Origin of the sequence: Aquamicrobium sp. NLF2-7 (genome assembly GCF_022359935.1) — a bacterium.
Lineage (GTDB): Bacteria > Pseudomonadota > Alphaproteobacteria > Rhizobiales > Rhizobiaceae > Mesorhizobium > Mesorhizobium lusatiense.
Genome location: NZ_JAKSED010000001.1, coordinates 3,094,836 through 3,109,092, shown reverse-complemented (window position 1 = coordinate 3,109,092; position 14,257 = coordinate 3,094,836). Strand labels below are relative to the sequence as shown.

14 protein-coding genes and 2 pseudogenes are annotated in these 14,257 nt (G+C 63.4%); 10 read left to right on the top strand and 6 right to left on the bottom strand.

Translation table 11 applies throughout. From position 1 onward, the window contains the following. Positions 1-58 precede the first annotated feature (58 nt). From aztA to MIC97_RS15235, 8 genes and pseudogenes are all read left to right on the top strand, one after another. A complete protein-coding gene (gene aztA / locus MIC97_RS15265; protein WP_239800715.1) occupies positions 59-883 on the top strand; it encodes a zinc ABC transporter ATP-binding protein AztA in 825 nt (274 codons plus the stop codon). After that, positions 883-1,758 (top strand): zinc ABC transporter permease AztB, encoded by an 876-nt coding sequence (gene aztB, locus MIC97_RS15260; protein WP_239801159.1) that lies wholly within the window; start codon positions 883-885, stop codon positions 1,756-1,758. The genes aztA and aztB overlap by 1 nt, the downstream gene beginning before the upstream one ends. A gap of 24 nt (positions 1,759-1,782) precedes the next feature. Next, positions 1,783-2,712 carry a zinc ABC transporter substrate-binding protein AztC gene (aztC, locus tag MIC97_RS15255; RefSeq protein ID WP_239800714.1) on the top strand — a complete coding sequence of 310 codons (930 nt, stop codon included), beginning with the start codon at positions 1,783-1,785 and terminating at the stop codon, positions 2,710-2,712. Positions 2,713-2,859: 147 nt separating this feature from the next. Beyond that, a pseudogene (gene aztD, locus MIC97_RS15250) lies at positions 2,860-4,035 on the top strand (zinc metallochaperone AztD); the annotation flags it as partial. A gap of 54 nt (positions 4,036-4,089) precedes the next feature. Continuing rightward, a pseudogene (locus tag MIC97_RS25235) lies at positions 4,090-4,668 on the top strand (metal-binding protein ZinT); the annotation flags it as partial. 87 nt (positions 4,669-4,755) lie between these two features. Then, complete coding sequence (gene zigA / locus MIC97_RS15245; RefSeq protein ID WP_239800712.1) at positions 4,756-6,009, top strand: zinc metallochaperone GTPase ZigA; 1,254 nt, start codon at positions 4,756-4,758, stop codon at positions 6,007-6,009. A 118-nt stretch (positions 6,010-6,127) separates the two neighbouring features. Further along, positions 6,128-6,889, top strand: a complete 762-nt coding sequence (locus MIC97_RS15240) for a L,D-transpeptidase (protein WP_239800711.1) — start codon at positions 6,128-6,130, stop codon at positions 6,887-6,889. 87 nt (positions 6,890-6,976) lie between these two features. Then, a complete protein-coding gene (locus tag MIC97_RS15235) occupies positions 6,977-8,140 on the top strand; it encodes a diphosphate--fructose-6-phosphate 1-phosphotransferase (protein ID WP_239800710.1) in 1,164 nt (387 codons plus the stop codon). 118 nt (positions 8,141-8,258) lie between these two features. Here MIC97_RS15235 and MIC97_RS15230 read toward each other — a convergent pair whose 3' ends face one another. Then, positions 8,259-8,867: a glycosyl transferase family 2 gene (locus MIC97_RS15230; RefSeq protein WP_345773553.1), complete on the bottom strand. Its 609-nt coding sequence runs from the start codon at positions 8,865-8,867 to the stop codon at positions 8,259-8,261. 118 nt (positions 8,868-8,985) lie between these two features. On the opposite strand from MIC97_RS15230, the gene MIC97_RS15225 reads away from it, so the two are divergent. Continuing rightward, entirely contained in the window at positions 8,986-10,137 is a 1,152-nt protein-coding gene (locus MIC97_RS15225; protein WP_239800709.1) for a PA0069 family radical SAM protein, read from the top strand. Positions 10,138-10,549: 412 nt separating this feature from the next. Beyond that, complete coding sequence (locus MIC97_RS15220; RefSeq protein WP_239800708.1) at positions 10,550-11,215, top strand: ribonuclease HII; 666 nt, start codon at positions 10,550-10,552, stop codon at positions 11,213-11,215. A 285-nt stretch (positions 11,216-11,500) separates the two neighbouring features. On the opposite strand, the gene MIC97_RS15215 is transcribed toward MIC97_RS15220, so the two are convergent. From MIC97_RS15215 to MIC97_RS15195, 5 genes are all read right to left on the bottom strand, one after another. Continuing rightward, complete coding sequence (locus tag MIC97_RS15215) at positions 11,501-11,992, bottom strand: F0F1 ATP synthase subunit B (protein ID WP_239800707.1); 492 nt, start codon at positions 11,990-11,992, stop codon at positions 11,501-11,503. An 11-nt stretch (positions 11,993-12,003) separates the two neighbouring features. Further along, positions 12,004-12,597: a F0F1 ATP synthase subunit B gene (locus tag MIC97_RS15210; protein ID WP_239800706.1), complete on the bottom strand. Its 594-nt coding sequence runs from the start codon at positions 12,595-12,597 to the stop codon at positions 12,004-12,006. A 58-nt stretch (positions 12,598-12,655) separates the two neighbouring features. Further along, a complete protein-coding gene (locus MIC97_RS15205) occupies positions 12,656-12,880 on the bottom strand; it encodes a F0F1 ATP synthase subunit C (protein ID WP_035024691.1) in 225 nt (74 codons plus the stop codon). A gap of 66 nt (positions 12,881-12,946) precedes the next feature. Then, positions 12,947-13,708, bottom strand: coding sequence for a F0F1 ATP synthase subunit A (locus MIC97_RS15200; protein ID WP_239800705.1), 762 nt, complete (start codon positions 13,706-13,708; stop codon positions 12,947-12,949). Positions 13,709-13,767: 59 nt separating this feature from the next. Further along, the gene (locus tag MIC97_RS15195; RefSeq protein WP_183827723.1) at positions 13,768-14,172 is read right to left on the bottom strand and encodes an AtpZ/AtpI family protein; all 405 of its coding nucleotides are present in this window, start codon (positions 14,170-14,172) and stop codon (positions 13,768-13,770) included. Positions 14,173-14,257: the final 85 nt, after the last annotated feature.

The window sequence follows — 14,257 nt, the reverse complement described above, 5'->3', positions numbered from 1 at the left end:
GAATGACAATGTAATAACATCACATCAATCGATATCGAAACGGACGCACATTCGCCTTATGGCTGCTCCCTGCATAACATTCAGCGATCTGACGCTGGGCTACAACAGCCATCCGGCCGTTCATCACCTCTCCGGCGTGGTGCGCAAAGGCTCGCTGACGGCCGTGGTCGGCGCCAACGGCTCCGGCAAATCCACGCTGATGAAGGGTGTCGTCGGCATGCTGAAGCCGATGGTCGGCTCCGTCACCGTCACGCCCGGCACGCGGGTTGCCTACCTGCCGCAGCAGTCCGAACTCGACCGCACGTTTCCCGCGCGCGTTGTCGACCTCGTTTCGCTCGGCCTGTGGCCGAAGCGCGGCCTGCTCGGCCGCCATACGGCGCAGGACCGCGCCGCTGTCTCCGAGGCGCTGATGGCTGTGGGGCTCGAAGGGTTCGAGCAGCGCCCCATCGACACGCTTTCGGGCGGACAGCTTCAGCGTGCCCTGTTTGCACGTGTGCTGGTGCAGGATGCGGAACTCATCCTGCTCGACGAGCCGTTCAACGCCATCGATGCCCGCACCATGACCGACCTGATCGCGCTCATCAAGCGCTGGCATGGCGAGAACCGCACCGTCATGGTCGTCGTGCATGACCTTGATCTGGTGCGCACCCATTTCCCGGAGGCGCTGCTTCTGGCGCGCGCGCCGATTGCGTGGGGCGAGGCGAAATCCGCGCTGGCGGCCGAAAATCTGCTGCGGGCCCGCCAGTTCCATGAAGCATGGGACGAGACGGCGCCCTGGTGCGCCTCCCATGACGACCACGATCATGGGCATGGGCACACGCATGACCATCATGCCCACGCCCATGAAAGCGCAGAGCCGGTGGCGCGCAAGGGAGCCGCATGATGGAAGCGCTCCACCAGTTCCTGATCGCGCCGTTCACCGAATTCGCCTTCATGCAGCGCGGACTGCTGGGCGCTGTGCTGCTGTCGCTCAGCGCCTGCCCCATCGGCGTGTTCCTGATGCTGCGGCGCATGAGCCTGACCGGCGACGCCATGGCCCATGCCATCCTGCCGGGGGCGGCCGCCGGCTTCCTGCTCTACGGCTTGCAGATCGTGCCGATGACCATAGGCGGGCTGCTGGCCGGCGTCATCGTCGCGCTGGGCGCGGGAGCGGTCTCGCGGCTCACCATCCAGAAGGAAGATGCCTCGATGGCCGCCTTCTACCTGATATCGCTGGCGCTTGGCGTCACCATGGTGTCGCTGCGCGGCTCCAGCGTCGACCTGATGCATGTGCTGTTCGGCACCGTGCTCGCCCTCAACAATGACGCGCTTTCGCTGATCGGCATCGTCGCGGTCGTCACGCTCGCATCGCTCGGCCTGTTCTGGCGCGCGCTGGTGGCGGAATGCCTAGACCCGCTGTTCCTGCGCTCGGTGTCGAAGCTCGGCTCGCCGGTGCATTTCATCTTCCTCGGGCTGGTCGTGCTCAATCTGGTGGCCGGCTTCCAGGCGCTCGGCACACTGTTGTCGGTCGGCCTGATGGTGCTGCCGGCGGCTGCCGCCCGCTTCTGGACCCAGCGCGTCGAGACCATGGCGATGCTGGCCGTGGCCTTCGGCCTCGTCTCGTCGGTCAGCGGTCTGCTGCTCTCCTACCATGCGGCGCTGCCTTCCGGCCCCGCGATCATCCTTTCCACCGGCTGCCTCTATTTCGTGTCGGTGCTGTTCGGCCCGCGCGGCCTGCTGGCAACCCGCCGGCCGCGCCCCGCCCACCGGATCGCCTGAAAACAGGAACTGGAAACTTCGAGAATGACCCTCTTCCGCAAGCTCGCCTCCGCACTGATTGTTATAACATTAAGCTCGACCCTGCCCGTCGCAGCGGCTGAAAAGCTCAACGTGATCGCCAGCTTCTCGATCCTCGGCGACTTCGCAAGGCAAGTCGGCGGCGACCGCATCGAACTGCGCACCATCGTCGGCCCCGACAGCGACGCCCATGTCTACGAGCCGAAACCCGCCGATGCCATCGCCGTCGCCAAGGCAAACGTGGTGCTGGTGAACGGCCTCATGTTCGAGGGCTTCCTCCAGCGCCTGATCGAGGCGAGCGGCACTTCGGCCACGGTGGTGGAAGCCACCAGGGGCGCCGAAATCCTCAACGACCCCGCGGGCGGGCACTATCACTATGTCGGCGGCAAGGCAGTTTTCCATGAGGCCCCGCTCGACCCGCATGCCTGGCAATCGGTCGCCAACGCGAAAGTCTACGTGAAGAACATCGCCGACGCCTTCTGCAAGGCGGACGCCGAGGGCTGCGCCACCTACGAGGCGAACGCTCAGGCCTATGACGGCAAGCTCGACGCGCTCGACAAGGAGATCCGCGAAACGGTCGCCGCGATCCCGCAGGATCGCCGCGTCTTCGTCGTCGCCCACAATGCCTTCCGCTATTTCGAGCATGCCTATGGCGTCACCTTCCTTGCCCCGCAGGGCGTCTCGACCGACGCGGAAGCCTCGGCGGCCGATGTCGCAGGCGTGGTGCGCGAAATCGCCGGCAAGCGTGCCGTGGCGGTGTTCGCGGAGAATATTTCCAATTCGCGGCTCGTGGAGCAGATCGCCTCGGAAGCCGGGTTGAAGCTCGGCGGCACGCTCTATTCCGACGCGCTGTCCAAAGAGGACGGTCCGGCCGCGACCTATGCGGAGATGATGCGCCGGAACCTCGCCACGATCAGGGATGCGGCCGGCCACTGACCCCGAAACCGCCCGCGCCCTCCTGGCCGGCCGGCGCTTGCCTGAGACGCCGGCCGGCCCTGCCCAAACTTCGCAGTGAGAGCGAACACACCCGGATTGCGTTCAGTTTCTGCTGATTTGTAATGTAATAACATCAAGGAGAGTGATATGAGAAAATTCTTCTACGCGGCCTCGGCGCTGGCGCTGGGAGCCTGCCTTTGGACCGGCCCCGTGCTGGCCGACGAGGACGACGTGACGGCGTGGCGGCTGTTCGTCTCCGACCATGATCAACCCGTGGTCAATGTCATCGACGCCCTCGACGGCGACAAGCTGGGCACTTTCCGGATCAAGGGACCGGCATCGCTCTACCGCACCGAAAGCGGCCAGACCGTGTTTGCCGTGCAGGGTGCGGCCGGCACCGTATCGGCCATCTCCACCGGCATTGCCTTCCATGACCATGGCGACCATGGCGACATCGACGTGGACGACCCCGAACTGCTCGACACCACGCTGGAAGGCTCCAGGCCGGCCCACTTCGTCGAGCGCCAGGGCAATGTCGCGCAATGGTTCGACGGCGAGGACAAAGCCCGCTTCTTCACCGAGAAGGCAGCCCTCGAAGGCAAGCCGCAGCTGCGCGAGATCGGCGTCGTCGCCCCGCATCACGGCGTGGCGGTGCCGTTCGACAAGCATGCTGTCGTGACCATCCCCAACCCCGAGGATGCCTCCAAACGCCCGATCGGCGCGCGGCTTGTCGATCTCGACGGCAAACCGGTCGGCGAAGACGTCGCCTGCCCCGGACTGCATGGTTCGGCCGGATCGGGCAGCCTCTATGCGCTCGCCTGCGACACCGGACTGCTGCTGATCTCGCAGGACGGCGACGTGCCTGAAATCCGCCACCTGCCCTATTCCGACAAGCTGCCCGACGGCAGTTCCTCGACACTGATCGGCGGCAAGGGCCTGCAGTATTTCGTCGGCAACTATGGTCCGGACCGCATCGTGCTGGTCGATCCGTCGGAACAGGACGCCTTCCGTCTGGTGCAGCTTCCCACGCGCCGCGTTCATTTCGCCGTCGACCCGATCCGCTCGAAATTCGTCTACGTCATCACCGAGGACGGCCAGCTTCATCAGGTGGACGTGCTGAAGGGCGAGATCGCCCATTCGCTCAAGCTCACCGAGCCCTATTCCATGGATGGCCACTGGAGCGATCCTCGTCCGCGCGTGACCGTTGCCTCCGACAAGGTGTTCGTCACCGATCCGCTGAACAGCAAGATCCACATCGTCGATGCAGGTTCCTTTGAAAAGGCCGGGGAGATCACCGTGGAGGGCAGGCCCTTCAACATCGTTGCCGTGGGCGGCACGGGCAAGTCGCATGATCACGAGGGCGAGGATGGCCACGACCACGCTCATGAACATGGGCATGGCCATGGGCACCACCATGGCGACGATCAGATCTACAAGGGCTACTTCAAGGATGATCAGGTCAAGGACCGTGCCCTGACGGACTGGGCGGGGGACTGGCAGTCGGTCTATCCTTACCTGAAGGACGGCACGCTCGATCCCGTGATGGCGCACAAGGCCGAAGAAGGCGACAAGAGCGCGGAGGAATACAAGGCCTATTACGACATCGGCTACCGCACCAATGTCGAGCGCATCACCATCGACGGCGATACCGTGACGTTCTTCGAGGACGGCAAGCCGCTCAAGGCCCGCTATGCCAGCGATGGTCATGAAATCCTGACCTACAAGGCCGGTAATCGTGGCGTACGCTTCATCTTCAAAAAGGTGGAAGGCGATGCGGCTGCGCCGGAATTCATGCAGTTCAGCGATCACAAGATCGCGCCGGATGCCTCCGATCACTACCACCTCTACTGGGGCAACGATCGCGCTGCCCTTTTGGAGGAAGTGACGAACTGGCCGACCTACTACCCCTCGTCGCTGGATGCAAAAGGCATCGTTCACGAGATGCTGGAGCACTGATTTCCAGCACGGACATCCTGTCTTTCGCGTCCGGCCGCTGCGGCCGGACGCTCCGTTTCGACAATCCTCAGGATCAGGAGGCCAGCCATGCCAGACATAGCCATGCCAGAAACAACCGGGCCAAGCACAGCGGGGCAGAACCGACGCCTGCCGGTGACGGTGCTCTCCGGCTTTCTCGGAGCCGGCAAGACCACGCTTCTCAATCACATTCTCAACAACCGCGAAGGCCGTCGCGTGGCGGTCATCGTCAACGACATGAGCGAGGTCAACATCGACGCGGCGCTGGTGCGTGACGGAGGTGCGAACCTGTCGCGCACCGACGAGCAGCTCGTGGAAATGACCAATGGCTGCATCTGCTGCACCCTGCGCGACGATCTTCTCAAGGAAGTGCGCCGCCTCTCGCAGGAAGGCCGCTTCGACTATCTGCTGATCGAGGGAACCGGCATCGCCGAGCCGCTGCCCGTCGCCGCCACTTTCGATTTCCGCGACGAGAACGGCGACAGCCTCTCCGACGTTGCCCGGCTGGACACCATGGTCACCGTGGTCGATGCGGCAAACCTTCTCACCGACTACGGCTCGCAGGATTTCCTGCGCGATCGCGGCGAGATCGCCGGCGACGCGGACGACCGCGCCATCGTCGACCTTCTGGTCGAGCAGATCGAGTTCGCCGATGTCGTCATCCTCAACAAGGTGTCCGACACCCCGCCCCACAATCTGGAGATGGCCCGCAGGATCGTGCGCTCCCTGAACCCCGATGCCGAACTGATCGAAACCGATTTCGGCAATGTGGCGCTGGACAAGGTGCTCGACACCGGCCGCTTCGATTTCGACAAGGCCGAGACCCATCCGCTCTGGTTCAAGGAACTCAACGGCTTTGCCGACCATGTGCCGGAAACGGAAGAATACGGCATCCGCTCCTTCGTCTATCGCGAGCGCCGGCCGTTCGACCCGGTGAAGCTCAAGGCCTTCGTCAACCGCTCGTGGCCGGGCGTGGTGCGCGCCAAGGGCTTCTTCTGGCTGGCAACGCGCCCGCATTATGTCGGCGAACTCAGCCAGGCCGGCGCGCTGGTGCGCACGGGCAAGCGCGGTCTTTGGTGGGCCTCGGTGCCGAAACAGCGCTGGCCCGATCATCCCGAATGGCACGCGGCCATGCGGCCCTATCTCGATGACATGTGGGGCGACCGCAGGCAGGAGATCGTCTTCATCGGCTGCGACCCGATGGACGAGGTCGCGATCCGGGCCGAGCTCGACGCCTGCCTCGTACCCGAACGGGATTTCATGCCCGGCCGCTGGCGCGACCTGCCCGATCCCTTCCCGAGCTGGGAGCCGCAGGCCGCCTGACAGGCAAACGGAAATGCAACCGTGCCGGGAAAGCTTCACGGTTTGTAAACCATGACGGCTGAAAATACCTGCGAGTGCCGGACCTTGGGGGCCCGGCCGGTATCGCAGGATCAAACACATGTCAGAGTTGCCGCGGAACCAGTCGTCGCCGGCCGCAGGCGAGCCGGGTGCGCCGGTTCTTCCCCGCCGCCTGCTGCTGCAGGGCATGGGCGCAACCGCGCTGATGGCCGCCGGCGGCTGCAGCACAGCCTCATCGGGCTTTGATGCGCTGAACCTCGATTACGGTTCCACCGGCTCGATCAAGCCCATGCGCCCCTCGATCAGCGTCGATCGGCAGATCACCAGCCCGGATGTCATGTATGCGGCGGTGACGGACGGTGGCTTCTCCGTTCCGGAAGTGCCCTATCAAAAAATCAAGCCGCAGTTCCGCCGCCAGATCGTGGTCGACCCGACCGGAGAGGCACCCGGAACCATCGTCGTTCATACCAAGGAATGCCTGCTCTATCTCGTGCAGCCGGGCGGCGAGGCGATCCGCTATGGCGTGGGCGTCGGCAAGGCCGGTTTCTCGTGGTCGGGTCGCGCCAATATCCAGTATGGCCGCGAATGGCCGACCTGGACGCCGCCACGCGAGATGATCGGCCGCCGGCCAGAGCTGGTGAAATGGCAGAACGGCCAGCCCGGCGGGCTCGACAATCCGCTCGGCGCGCGCGCCCTCTACATCTTCCAGAACGGGCAGGACACGCTCTACCGCATCCACGGTTCGCCCGAATGGTGGAGCATCGGCCAGTCCGTGTCGTCAGGCTGCGTGCGGCTGATCAATCAGGACATCATCGACCTCTACAACCGCGCCTCGAAACGCAATCCGGTGGTCGTTATCTGACACAACTCCCGAATCGGTTTGAATATACGACTGCCCGTCGATACAAGACGCGCAGTCGTATATATTTCGAACATTCGGGAGGTCAGCATGGCCGGAACTTTCGTCATCGCGCAAGGCGGCGGCCCCACCGCGGTCATCAACCAGACGCTGGCCGGCGCGGTTCTTGAAGTTCGCAAGCGCCATCCCGATGCGCGCGTGCTTGGTTCCCTGCATGGCGTGCGCGGCATACGCGACGGCAACTATGTCGATCTCACCGACCTTCCCGAGGAACGGCTTCGCCTGATCGCCGGCACCCCCGGTTCTGCGCTGGGTTCCACCCGCGACAAGCCAGATGCCGCCTATTGCGACCTGATCCTGTCGGGCCTGAAGAAGGTCGATGCGGAAGCCTTCATCTATATCGGCGGCAACGACACCGCCGGCACCCAGCAGATTCTCAGCGATGCGGCCGGCGGTTCCATCGCCATGGTGCATGCGCCCAAGACCATCGACAACGATCTGGTGGAAAACGACCACACGCCGGGCTTCATCTCGGCGGCCGAGTTCGTCGCCGGAGCGTTCCTGTCGGTCGATCTCGATTTCCGCGCCCTGCCCGGCATCTATGTCGGCATCGTCATGGGCCGTCATGCCGGCTTCCTCACCGCCGCTTCCGCCGCATGGCAGCAGGACGAGACGAGCGGCCCGCACCTCATCTATGTGCCGGAACGCGCCTTCGACATTCCACGTTTCATCGATGATGTCCGCTCGACCTACGACCGCCACGGGCGCTGCGTGGTCGCGGTGTCGGAAGGCGTCTCCACGGCCGATGGCAGAGCGCTTGTCGAAAGCCTCGTACCGCCGGAGCGGCTGGAACGCGACCAGCACGGCAACGTCAGGCTTTCGGGCAGCGATCTGACCGCAGCGCTGGAACACGCGCTTGCCGAGCATCTTCCCGGCAAGCGCGCGCGGGTGGATGCCTTCGGCTTCCTGCTGCGCGGCAATGTCGGCTCCATAAGCCAGACAGATGCCCGTGAAGCCTTCGAAGCCGGCGCTTTCGCGGTGCAGGTTGCGGGCGAAGGCAGCGGCTCGGTTGCGCTTCAGCATGACGGCAGCACGGTCCTCGCCAAAGTTCCGCTCGCCGATGTTGCCGGCAAGACGCGGCACATGCCGGACAGCTTCCTGCACCGGCAGGAAAACCGGCTTTCCGAAGAAGGCCATGCCTATCTGAAGCGGCTGGTGCCGGCGAAGCACAAGGTCGGACAGCCCTTCGTGTAGCAACGACGGAGCCTGCGCCTCATGGCCTGACAGCTCAACGCGCAACCGTCCTGCCAGATCGCCGTGCGTCCATTCGGACGCACAAAGGACGATCTGAGTTACTGAGAGAGCATCGGAATCACCGAAAACCGGACTCCACTTTGCGGTCCGATGCTCTGGAGTAGAGCCCGTCGCGCTTCTTCTCCTTGCGGGCTGCCGGCAGGATCGCAGCCCTCAGGGTTTTCAGCGAGAGCCCTCTTGCGAGTGCTGCGGCGCTGTCTGCGTGCCGCGCGAGCACCACGGCCTGCCTGCGTGGCAGAAGCAGCCCCTGCGCCAGAGGCCCCGGCCGTGAAAGGATGCGCGCGAGGAAGGGTGCCCGGCTTGACCGGTCTCTCGAAAACCGCGCTGCCGTGCCGGAGCGGGCTGCGTGAACAGCCACTGCTTCCGTCCAGTCGCCGAGCAGGCGCGCGCCCGGTTCCAGCAGCAGCAGCCAGTCGCCTTTCGCCGTTTTGACGGCATCGGCGATGCCGCCTGTCGTCCACACGCAACCTGCATGCTCCGCGACCTGACGTGTTGAGTCGCCGGAGCCCAGATCGCAGACGACGACATCACGCACCAGCCCCTCCACCGCACCCGACACCAGCGAAGCGAGCGTCCGTGCCAGAGCTTCCTCGTCGTTGCATGTCTCGATGATGACGCTGAGCATAAACGCCTGATAGCCCACAGGCTGGAACAGCGCCAGTTGCAAGTCGGTCCGGCCCGGTTCGCATAACAAAGTTCTTGATTTGTTCTCATTTTGGGATAGGAATAATTTCATGAGAACAGAGATTCGACAGTCTCAGCCCACCTCTTGGGAGAAGGCCAGGATGGAACCAATCGTGCAGGCGGATGTTGCAGCTTTCGGAACGGGACGCAGCGAAATGGCCAATGCGATGATAGAGCAGAGCGGCCTGCGCCTCCGGCCCGACAGGGCTCGCGGGCGCGCTGCCGGCATCAATCCCTCCGGTCGCTACGAGCCGGTCAGCCGCCATGTGTTCGACGATGGCTGGGAAAGCCTCGAGGAATTGCCGCCGTTCAAGACGGAAGTTCAGGTGGAACGGCCGCGCACAATCATCACCCGCAACAGCTCCCCCGACATTTCCTTTGACCGTTCGGTGAACCCCTATCGCGGCTGCGAGCATGGCTGCGTCTACTGCTTCGCACGCCCCACCCATGCCTATATGGGCCTGTCGCCGGGGCTGGATTTCGAGGCCAGGCTGTTTGCCAAGCCGGATGCGGCGCGCCTGCTGGACAAGGAACTGTCGAAGGAAGGCTATACGCCGCGCACCATCGCCATCGGCACCAACACCGATCCGTACCAGCCAATCGAGAAGCAGTACCGGATCATGCGCGAGATACTGGAAGTGCTGGAGGCGCGCGGCCATCCGGTCGGCATCGTCACCAAGTCGGCGCTGGTCACCCGCGACATCGACATATTGGCGCGCATGGCGCAGCGGGGCCTTGCCAAGGTGGCCCTGTCGGTCACAACCATGGACCGCAGGCTGGCCCGCACGATGGAACCGCGCGCGGCGACGCCGACCAAGCGACTGGAAACCATTCGGCAGCTTGCGGATGCGGGCATCCCGACATCGGTTCTGGTGGCGCCGATCATCCCGGGGCTCAACGATCAGGAACTGGAGCGCATCCTCGACTCGGCGCGCGCCGCCGGGGCACGCGAGGCCGGCTATGTGGTGCTGCGTCTGCCACTGGAAGTGGCGCCCATCTTCAAGGACTGGCTGCTGCGCAACTATCCGGACCGCTACCGGCACGTCATGTCCCTGATCCGCTCCATGCGCGACGGCAAGGACTATGACGCGGAATGGGGCAAGCGCATGAAAGGTGCCGGCCCCTACGCATGGCAGATCGGCCGGCGTTTCGAGATTGCCGCCAAAAAACTTGGCCTCAATACACAGCGCCTCAGTCTGCGAACCGACCAGTTCGTAGCCGGGAAGCACAGCGAACAGCTGATGCTACTCTGAAACCGACGCAGGCCGGGTTTGGAAGGCGAAAACCGGCCTGATGTCTGCCCGGCCAGAAAGACGTCGAAGAAGCGGGACCCGGATCATGTCCCCCGAAGCTTCGGAACCGATTGCAACGGCGCTGGCGCGCACGCGGGAGAATGGCACTTGCGTATGTGTTGCCTGTAGCCATTCGAGCAGGAGCGGGTTGGCTGGATCGGCAGTGGTTTGCGTTTGGAGTTGAGTGAGACAAGGGCTGAGAAGGTTTCTGTGGAAAGCAGGACTGCCCTTCAATGTTCGTCCTGACAAGCCGTCGTCCCGGCTTGTCTTCAGCCGGAAGGCGTTCCCCCCGCCGCCGGCTTCCCCTGCCCGCCGCTCCCCTCGGCGGCAGGGGCTTGCGGAGAATCGGGGCCAGTGCGAACTTCGCCGCATCATGGTTCGCTTACGCCCCGATTCTCCACTTCTCTTCGATATCGTCCAGCGTCCCGATTTCTCATTCGAGACATCGGCAAGAGCCGAAGGACTGTGGCCTGTGGCAGGCATGGATGAGGCAGGGCGAGGTCCCCTTGCAGGTCCCGTTGTGGCGGCAGCGGTGGTGCTGGACCCAGACAATATTCCGCCGGGGCTGGACGATTCCAAACGCCTCAGCCATGCCCAGCGCGAGACTCTGTTCGAAAGGGTGCTGAGTGCGGCCCGCGCTGTCGGCATCTCTTCCGTCTGCGCCGAAAGCATCGATGCCGGAGACATCCGCAAGGCCAGCCTTGAAGCCATGCGCCGCGCCGTCTGCGCTCTTTCCGTTCAGCCGAAGCTTGCGCTCGCCGATGGCCGTGACGTACCGCCCGGCCTGCCCTGCCTCGGCCGCGCACTGGTCAAGGGCGACCAGCGCTCGCAATCCATTGCCGCAGCCTCCATCGTCGCCAAGGTGATGCGCGACCGCATGATGGCCGATTGCGGGCGGATACATGCCCAATACGGGTTCGAGATCCACATGGGTTACGCGACGGCCCGCCATCGCACGGCCATCAAGGCTCACGGCCCGGTAAAGCGGCTGCACCGGATTTCCTTCGCCCCATTCCGGAAGGCACAAGGCGAAGAGTAAAAGCAGCTTCTCATTTTCCTGAGTTTCGAAACCGCTCAGCCTGCGCTGATGATGCTCCGCTCCGTACCACTCAGAAAGCACGCTGCAAGCCTTTTCCAACTTCACTTCAGGTTGGAATCACGCCCGCGAGGACAAAGGCAGCGTCAAAACTCGTTGATCGGGAAGACGGGTCGTCTCATCCTCTCCAGCAGAAACTTCCGGCCCCTTCACCTCGCCCACTTTTTGAAAAGAAAAAAGCCGCCGGATTACCCCAGCGGCTTTTGATTCTTCCGAAACCGGCCTCGCTCAATTGAGGCGGGCCTTCACTTCTGCAACCGAAGTCTTGAACAGATCGGCGTCCACCTTTGCATCGGTCTTGTCAGCCAGCACCTTGCGGGCGGCTTCGACGGCAAGCTCGACGGCGCTGGCGCGCACTTCGCTCACGGCATCGCGCTCAGCCTGAGCGATCTTCTGCTCGGCCATGGCGGTGCGGCGTGCGACATAATCTTCCGTCTTGCGCTTCGCGTCTTCAGCGAGAGCGGCGGCCTCGCGTTTCGCGACGTCGACGATCTCGGAGGCTTCCAGCTCGGCAGCCTTGCGCTTGGCCTGATATTCGGCGAGCAGGGCCTGTGCTTCCTCGCGCAGGCGCCTGGCTTCTTCAAGCTCGTTGCGGATGCGCTCGGCGCGCTGATCGAGCGCCTTGGAGACCATACCCGGGACTTTGAGATAGATGCACAGCGCGATAAAAATCACCAGTGCGACGGTAGCCCAGACTGTGGCGAGAGATGTTGCGTCCATAGTCTGTGCCCTCAACCGGCGACGGATTTGACGGCGGCAGCCACACCGGCCTTGTCGGCCTTGCCGACGAGCTGCTCGATGATGGCGGAAGCCGTGGATTCAGCGATGGAGCCGACATCCTTCATGGCGCTGGACTTGATCGAAGAGATGTGGGCCTCCGATTCCGCCAGCTTCTTGTCGAGCTCGGCCTCAACCTTCTTGCGGACGGCTTCGGCTTCAGCCTCCGCCGCATCGCGGGCCTGCTGGCCGATGGCCATCGCGCCGGCGCGGGCCTCGGCCAATTCCTGTTCGTAGGCGGCCACCGCAGCGTCCGCCTCTTCCTGCATTTTCGCGGCCTGATCGAGATCGCTGGCAATCTTGCCGGAGCGCGTCTCGACGATGCCGGCAAGACGCGGCATCGCAACCCGCTTCAGGAACAGGTAGAAAAGACCGAAGGTGATGGCCAGCCAGACAATCTGCGAGGCGAAGCTCTCAGGATTGAAGGGCGGAAACAGACCTTCCTCGACAGCTTCGTGCGGAACTTCCGTCCCGATCACAATGCCTGTCTCGGTCGCGCCCTGATCCGCAGGCGCCGTTTCTTGCCCGTAGGCTGGTGTCACGAACATCTTTCGTCCCTGTCATTCGGGCCGGCCGGTTTGCGGCGCGGCCCCATTCAAAGGCAAATCAGCCGAACAGCGCCAGAAGGGCGATGAGCAGCGAGAAGATGCCCAGAGCTTCCGTCACGGCGAAGCCGAACACCAGGCGGCCGAACTGACCGTCAGCGGCGGACGGGTTGCGCAGCGCGCCGCCCAGATAGCTCGAGAAGATGTTGCCGAGGCCAATGGCCGCGCCGCCCATGCCAAGGCACGCGATACCGGCACCGATGTACTTTGCTGCTTCAGCTTCCATTTCTTCAACTCCTTGTGGAATGGCTTTTCAGGTTTCGTCGACGCAGACCGTCTGCGAGCGATTTCGTCAATGCCCCGGATGCAGGGCGTCGTTGAGATACATGCAGGTCAGGATCGCAAACACATAGGCCTGCAGACATGCAACCAGCACTTCGAGACCGGTGATCGCAACGGTCATGACCAGCGGCAGAACCGCACCGGCAACGCCGACGCCACCAAGAGCGCTCAGCGATACGATAAAGCCCGCGAACACCTTCAGCGTGATGTGGCCGGCCAGCATGTTGGCGAACAGACGCACGGAGAGGCTGACGGGGCGCGACAGGAACGACACGACCTCGATGATCGCAACCAGCGGGATCAGGATTGCGGGAACGCCGCTCGGCGCGAACAGCTTGAAGAAGCCGAAGCCGTGCTTGGCGAGACCGTAGACCAGCACCACGCCGATCACCAGAACCGACAGAGCGAAGGTGACGATGATGTGGCTGGTGACGGTGAAGAAATAGGGGAACAGCCCGAGCAGGTTCGCCACCAGGATGAACATGAACAGCGAGAACACGAACGGGAAGAAGCGCATGCCCTGGGTTCCGGCGGAATCCTTAAGCATGTTGGCGATGAATTCGTAGGTCAGCTCGGCGGAAGACTGCCAGCGCGTCGGCACCAGATGGCGACCGGAGGTGGCGAGATAGAGGAATGCCGACGCCACCAGAACCGTCACCACCATGAACAGCGACGAATTGGTGAACGAAAGATCATATCCGCCGATCTCGATCGGAACGATCTTGTTGATATGGAACTGGTGGATCGGGTCGACCTTGTCAGCAGCTGCCACGTTCAGTCCTCATACGGCCGTTTCCGGCCTTTCTCATTGCCTTCGCGCCCGAAGCGCGCTTACTTTAAATCTTTGGGTCCGGACCCGGACTTCGTCTGTCCGAAACCGGCCACCATGCCAGCCGAACGCAGAACGTTCAGAACGCCAGCCGCAAAACCGACAAGCAGGAAAACAATCAGCCCCCAAGGCGATGTCCCGGCAAGATGGTCAACCATCCAGCCAATCGCTATACCCACCACCACACCGGCGATGAACTCGCTGGACAATTTGAACGCCTGGCCGTAACCAGTCGAACCGCCCGCTTGCGCGTTGTCTTCCCCCTCGATCGCCTTCGGATGCCGTGCTGCCAGAGATGCCCCAAGCTCACGCCGACGGCGTTCAAGTTCGTCGTCGCGGATGTCGCCTTTGCGGTCATTCCGGGGGCCGGTCTCTCCGGTTCCGTCTGGCCCATTGTTGCCGGCCATCGTAACCTCCCTGCCCGGCCGAAAGTCCGCCGTCGGTCTGCATCCAGTTGGCGCGCAACATAGTTAGAGCCCTCCCGCCCGTCAA

What these genes read in the sequence shown, in the direction of transcription:
- MIC97_RS15240 (WP_239800711.1), top strand. Translation starts at nt 6,128, where the DNA reads ATGTCAGAGTTGCCGCGGAACCAGTCGTCGCCGGCCGCAGGCGAGCCG.
- aztB (WP_239801159.1), top strand. Translation starts at nt 883, where the DNA reads ATGGAAGCGCTCCACCAGTTCCTGATCGCGCCGTTCACCGAATTCGCC.
- aztC (WP_239800714.1), top strand. Translation starts at nt 1,783, where the DNA reads ATGACCCTCTTCCGCAAGCTCGCCTCCGCACTGATTGTTATAACATTA.
- MIC97_RS15235 (WP_239800710.1), top strand. Translation starts at nt 6,977, where the DNA reads ATGGCCGGAACTTTCGTCATCGCGCAAGGCGGCGGCCCCACCGCGGTC.
- MIC97_RS15220 (WP_239800708.1), top strand. Translation starts at nt 10,550, where the DNA reads ATGGTTCGCTTACGCCCCGATTCTCCACTTCTCTTCGATATCGTCCAG.
- MIC97_RS15225 (WP_239800709.1), top strand. Translation starts at nt 8,986, where the DNA reads ATGGAACCAATCGTGCAGGCGGATGTTGCAGCTTTCGGAACGGGACGC.
- MIC97_RS15195 (WP_183827723.1), bottom strand. Translation starts at nt 14,172, where the DNA reads ATGGCCGGCAACAATGGGCCAGACGGAACCGGAGAGACCGGCCCCCGG.
- aztA (WP_239800715.1), top strand. Translation starts at nt 59, where the DNA reads ATGGCTGCTCCCTGCATAACATTCAGCGATCTGACGCTGGGCTACAAC.
- MIC97_RS15215 (WP_239800707.1), bottom strand. Translation starts at nt 11,992, where the DNA reads ATGGACGCAACATCTCTCGCCACAGTCTGGGCTACCGTCGCACTGGTG.
- MIC97_RS15205 (WP_035024691.1), bottom strand. Translation starts at nt 12,880, where the DNA reads ATGGAAGCTGAAGCAGCAAAGTACATCGGTGCCGGTATCGCGTGCCTT.
- zigA (WP_239800712.1), top strand. Translation starts at nt 4,756, where the DNA reads ATGCCAGACATAGCCATGCCAGAAACAACCGGGCCAAGCACAGCGGGG.
- MIC97_RS15210 (WP_239800706.1), bottom strand. Translation starts at nt 12,597, where the DNA reads ATGTTCGTGACACCAGCCTACGGGCAAGAAACGGCGCCTGCGGATCAG.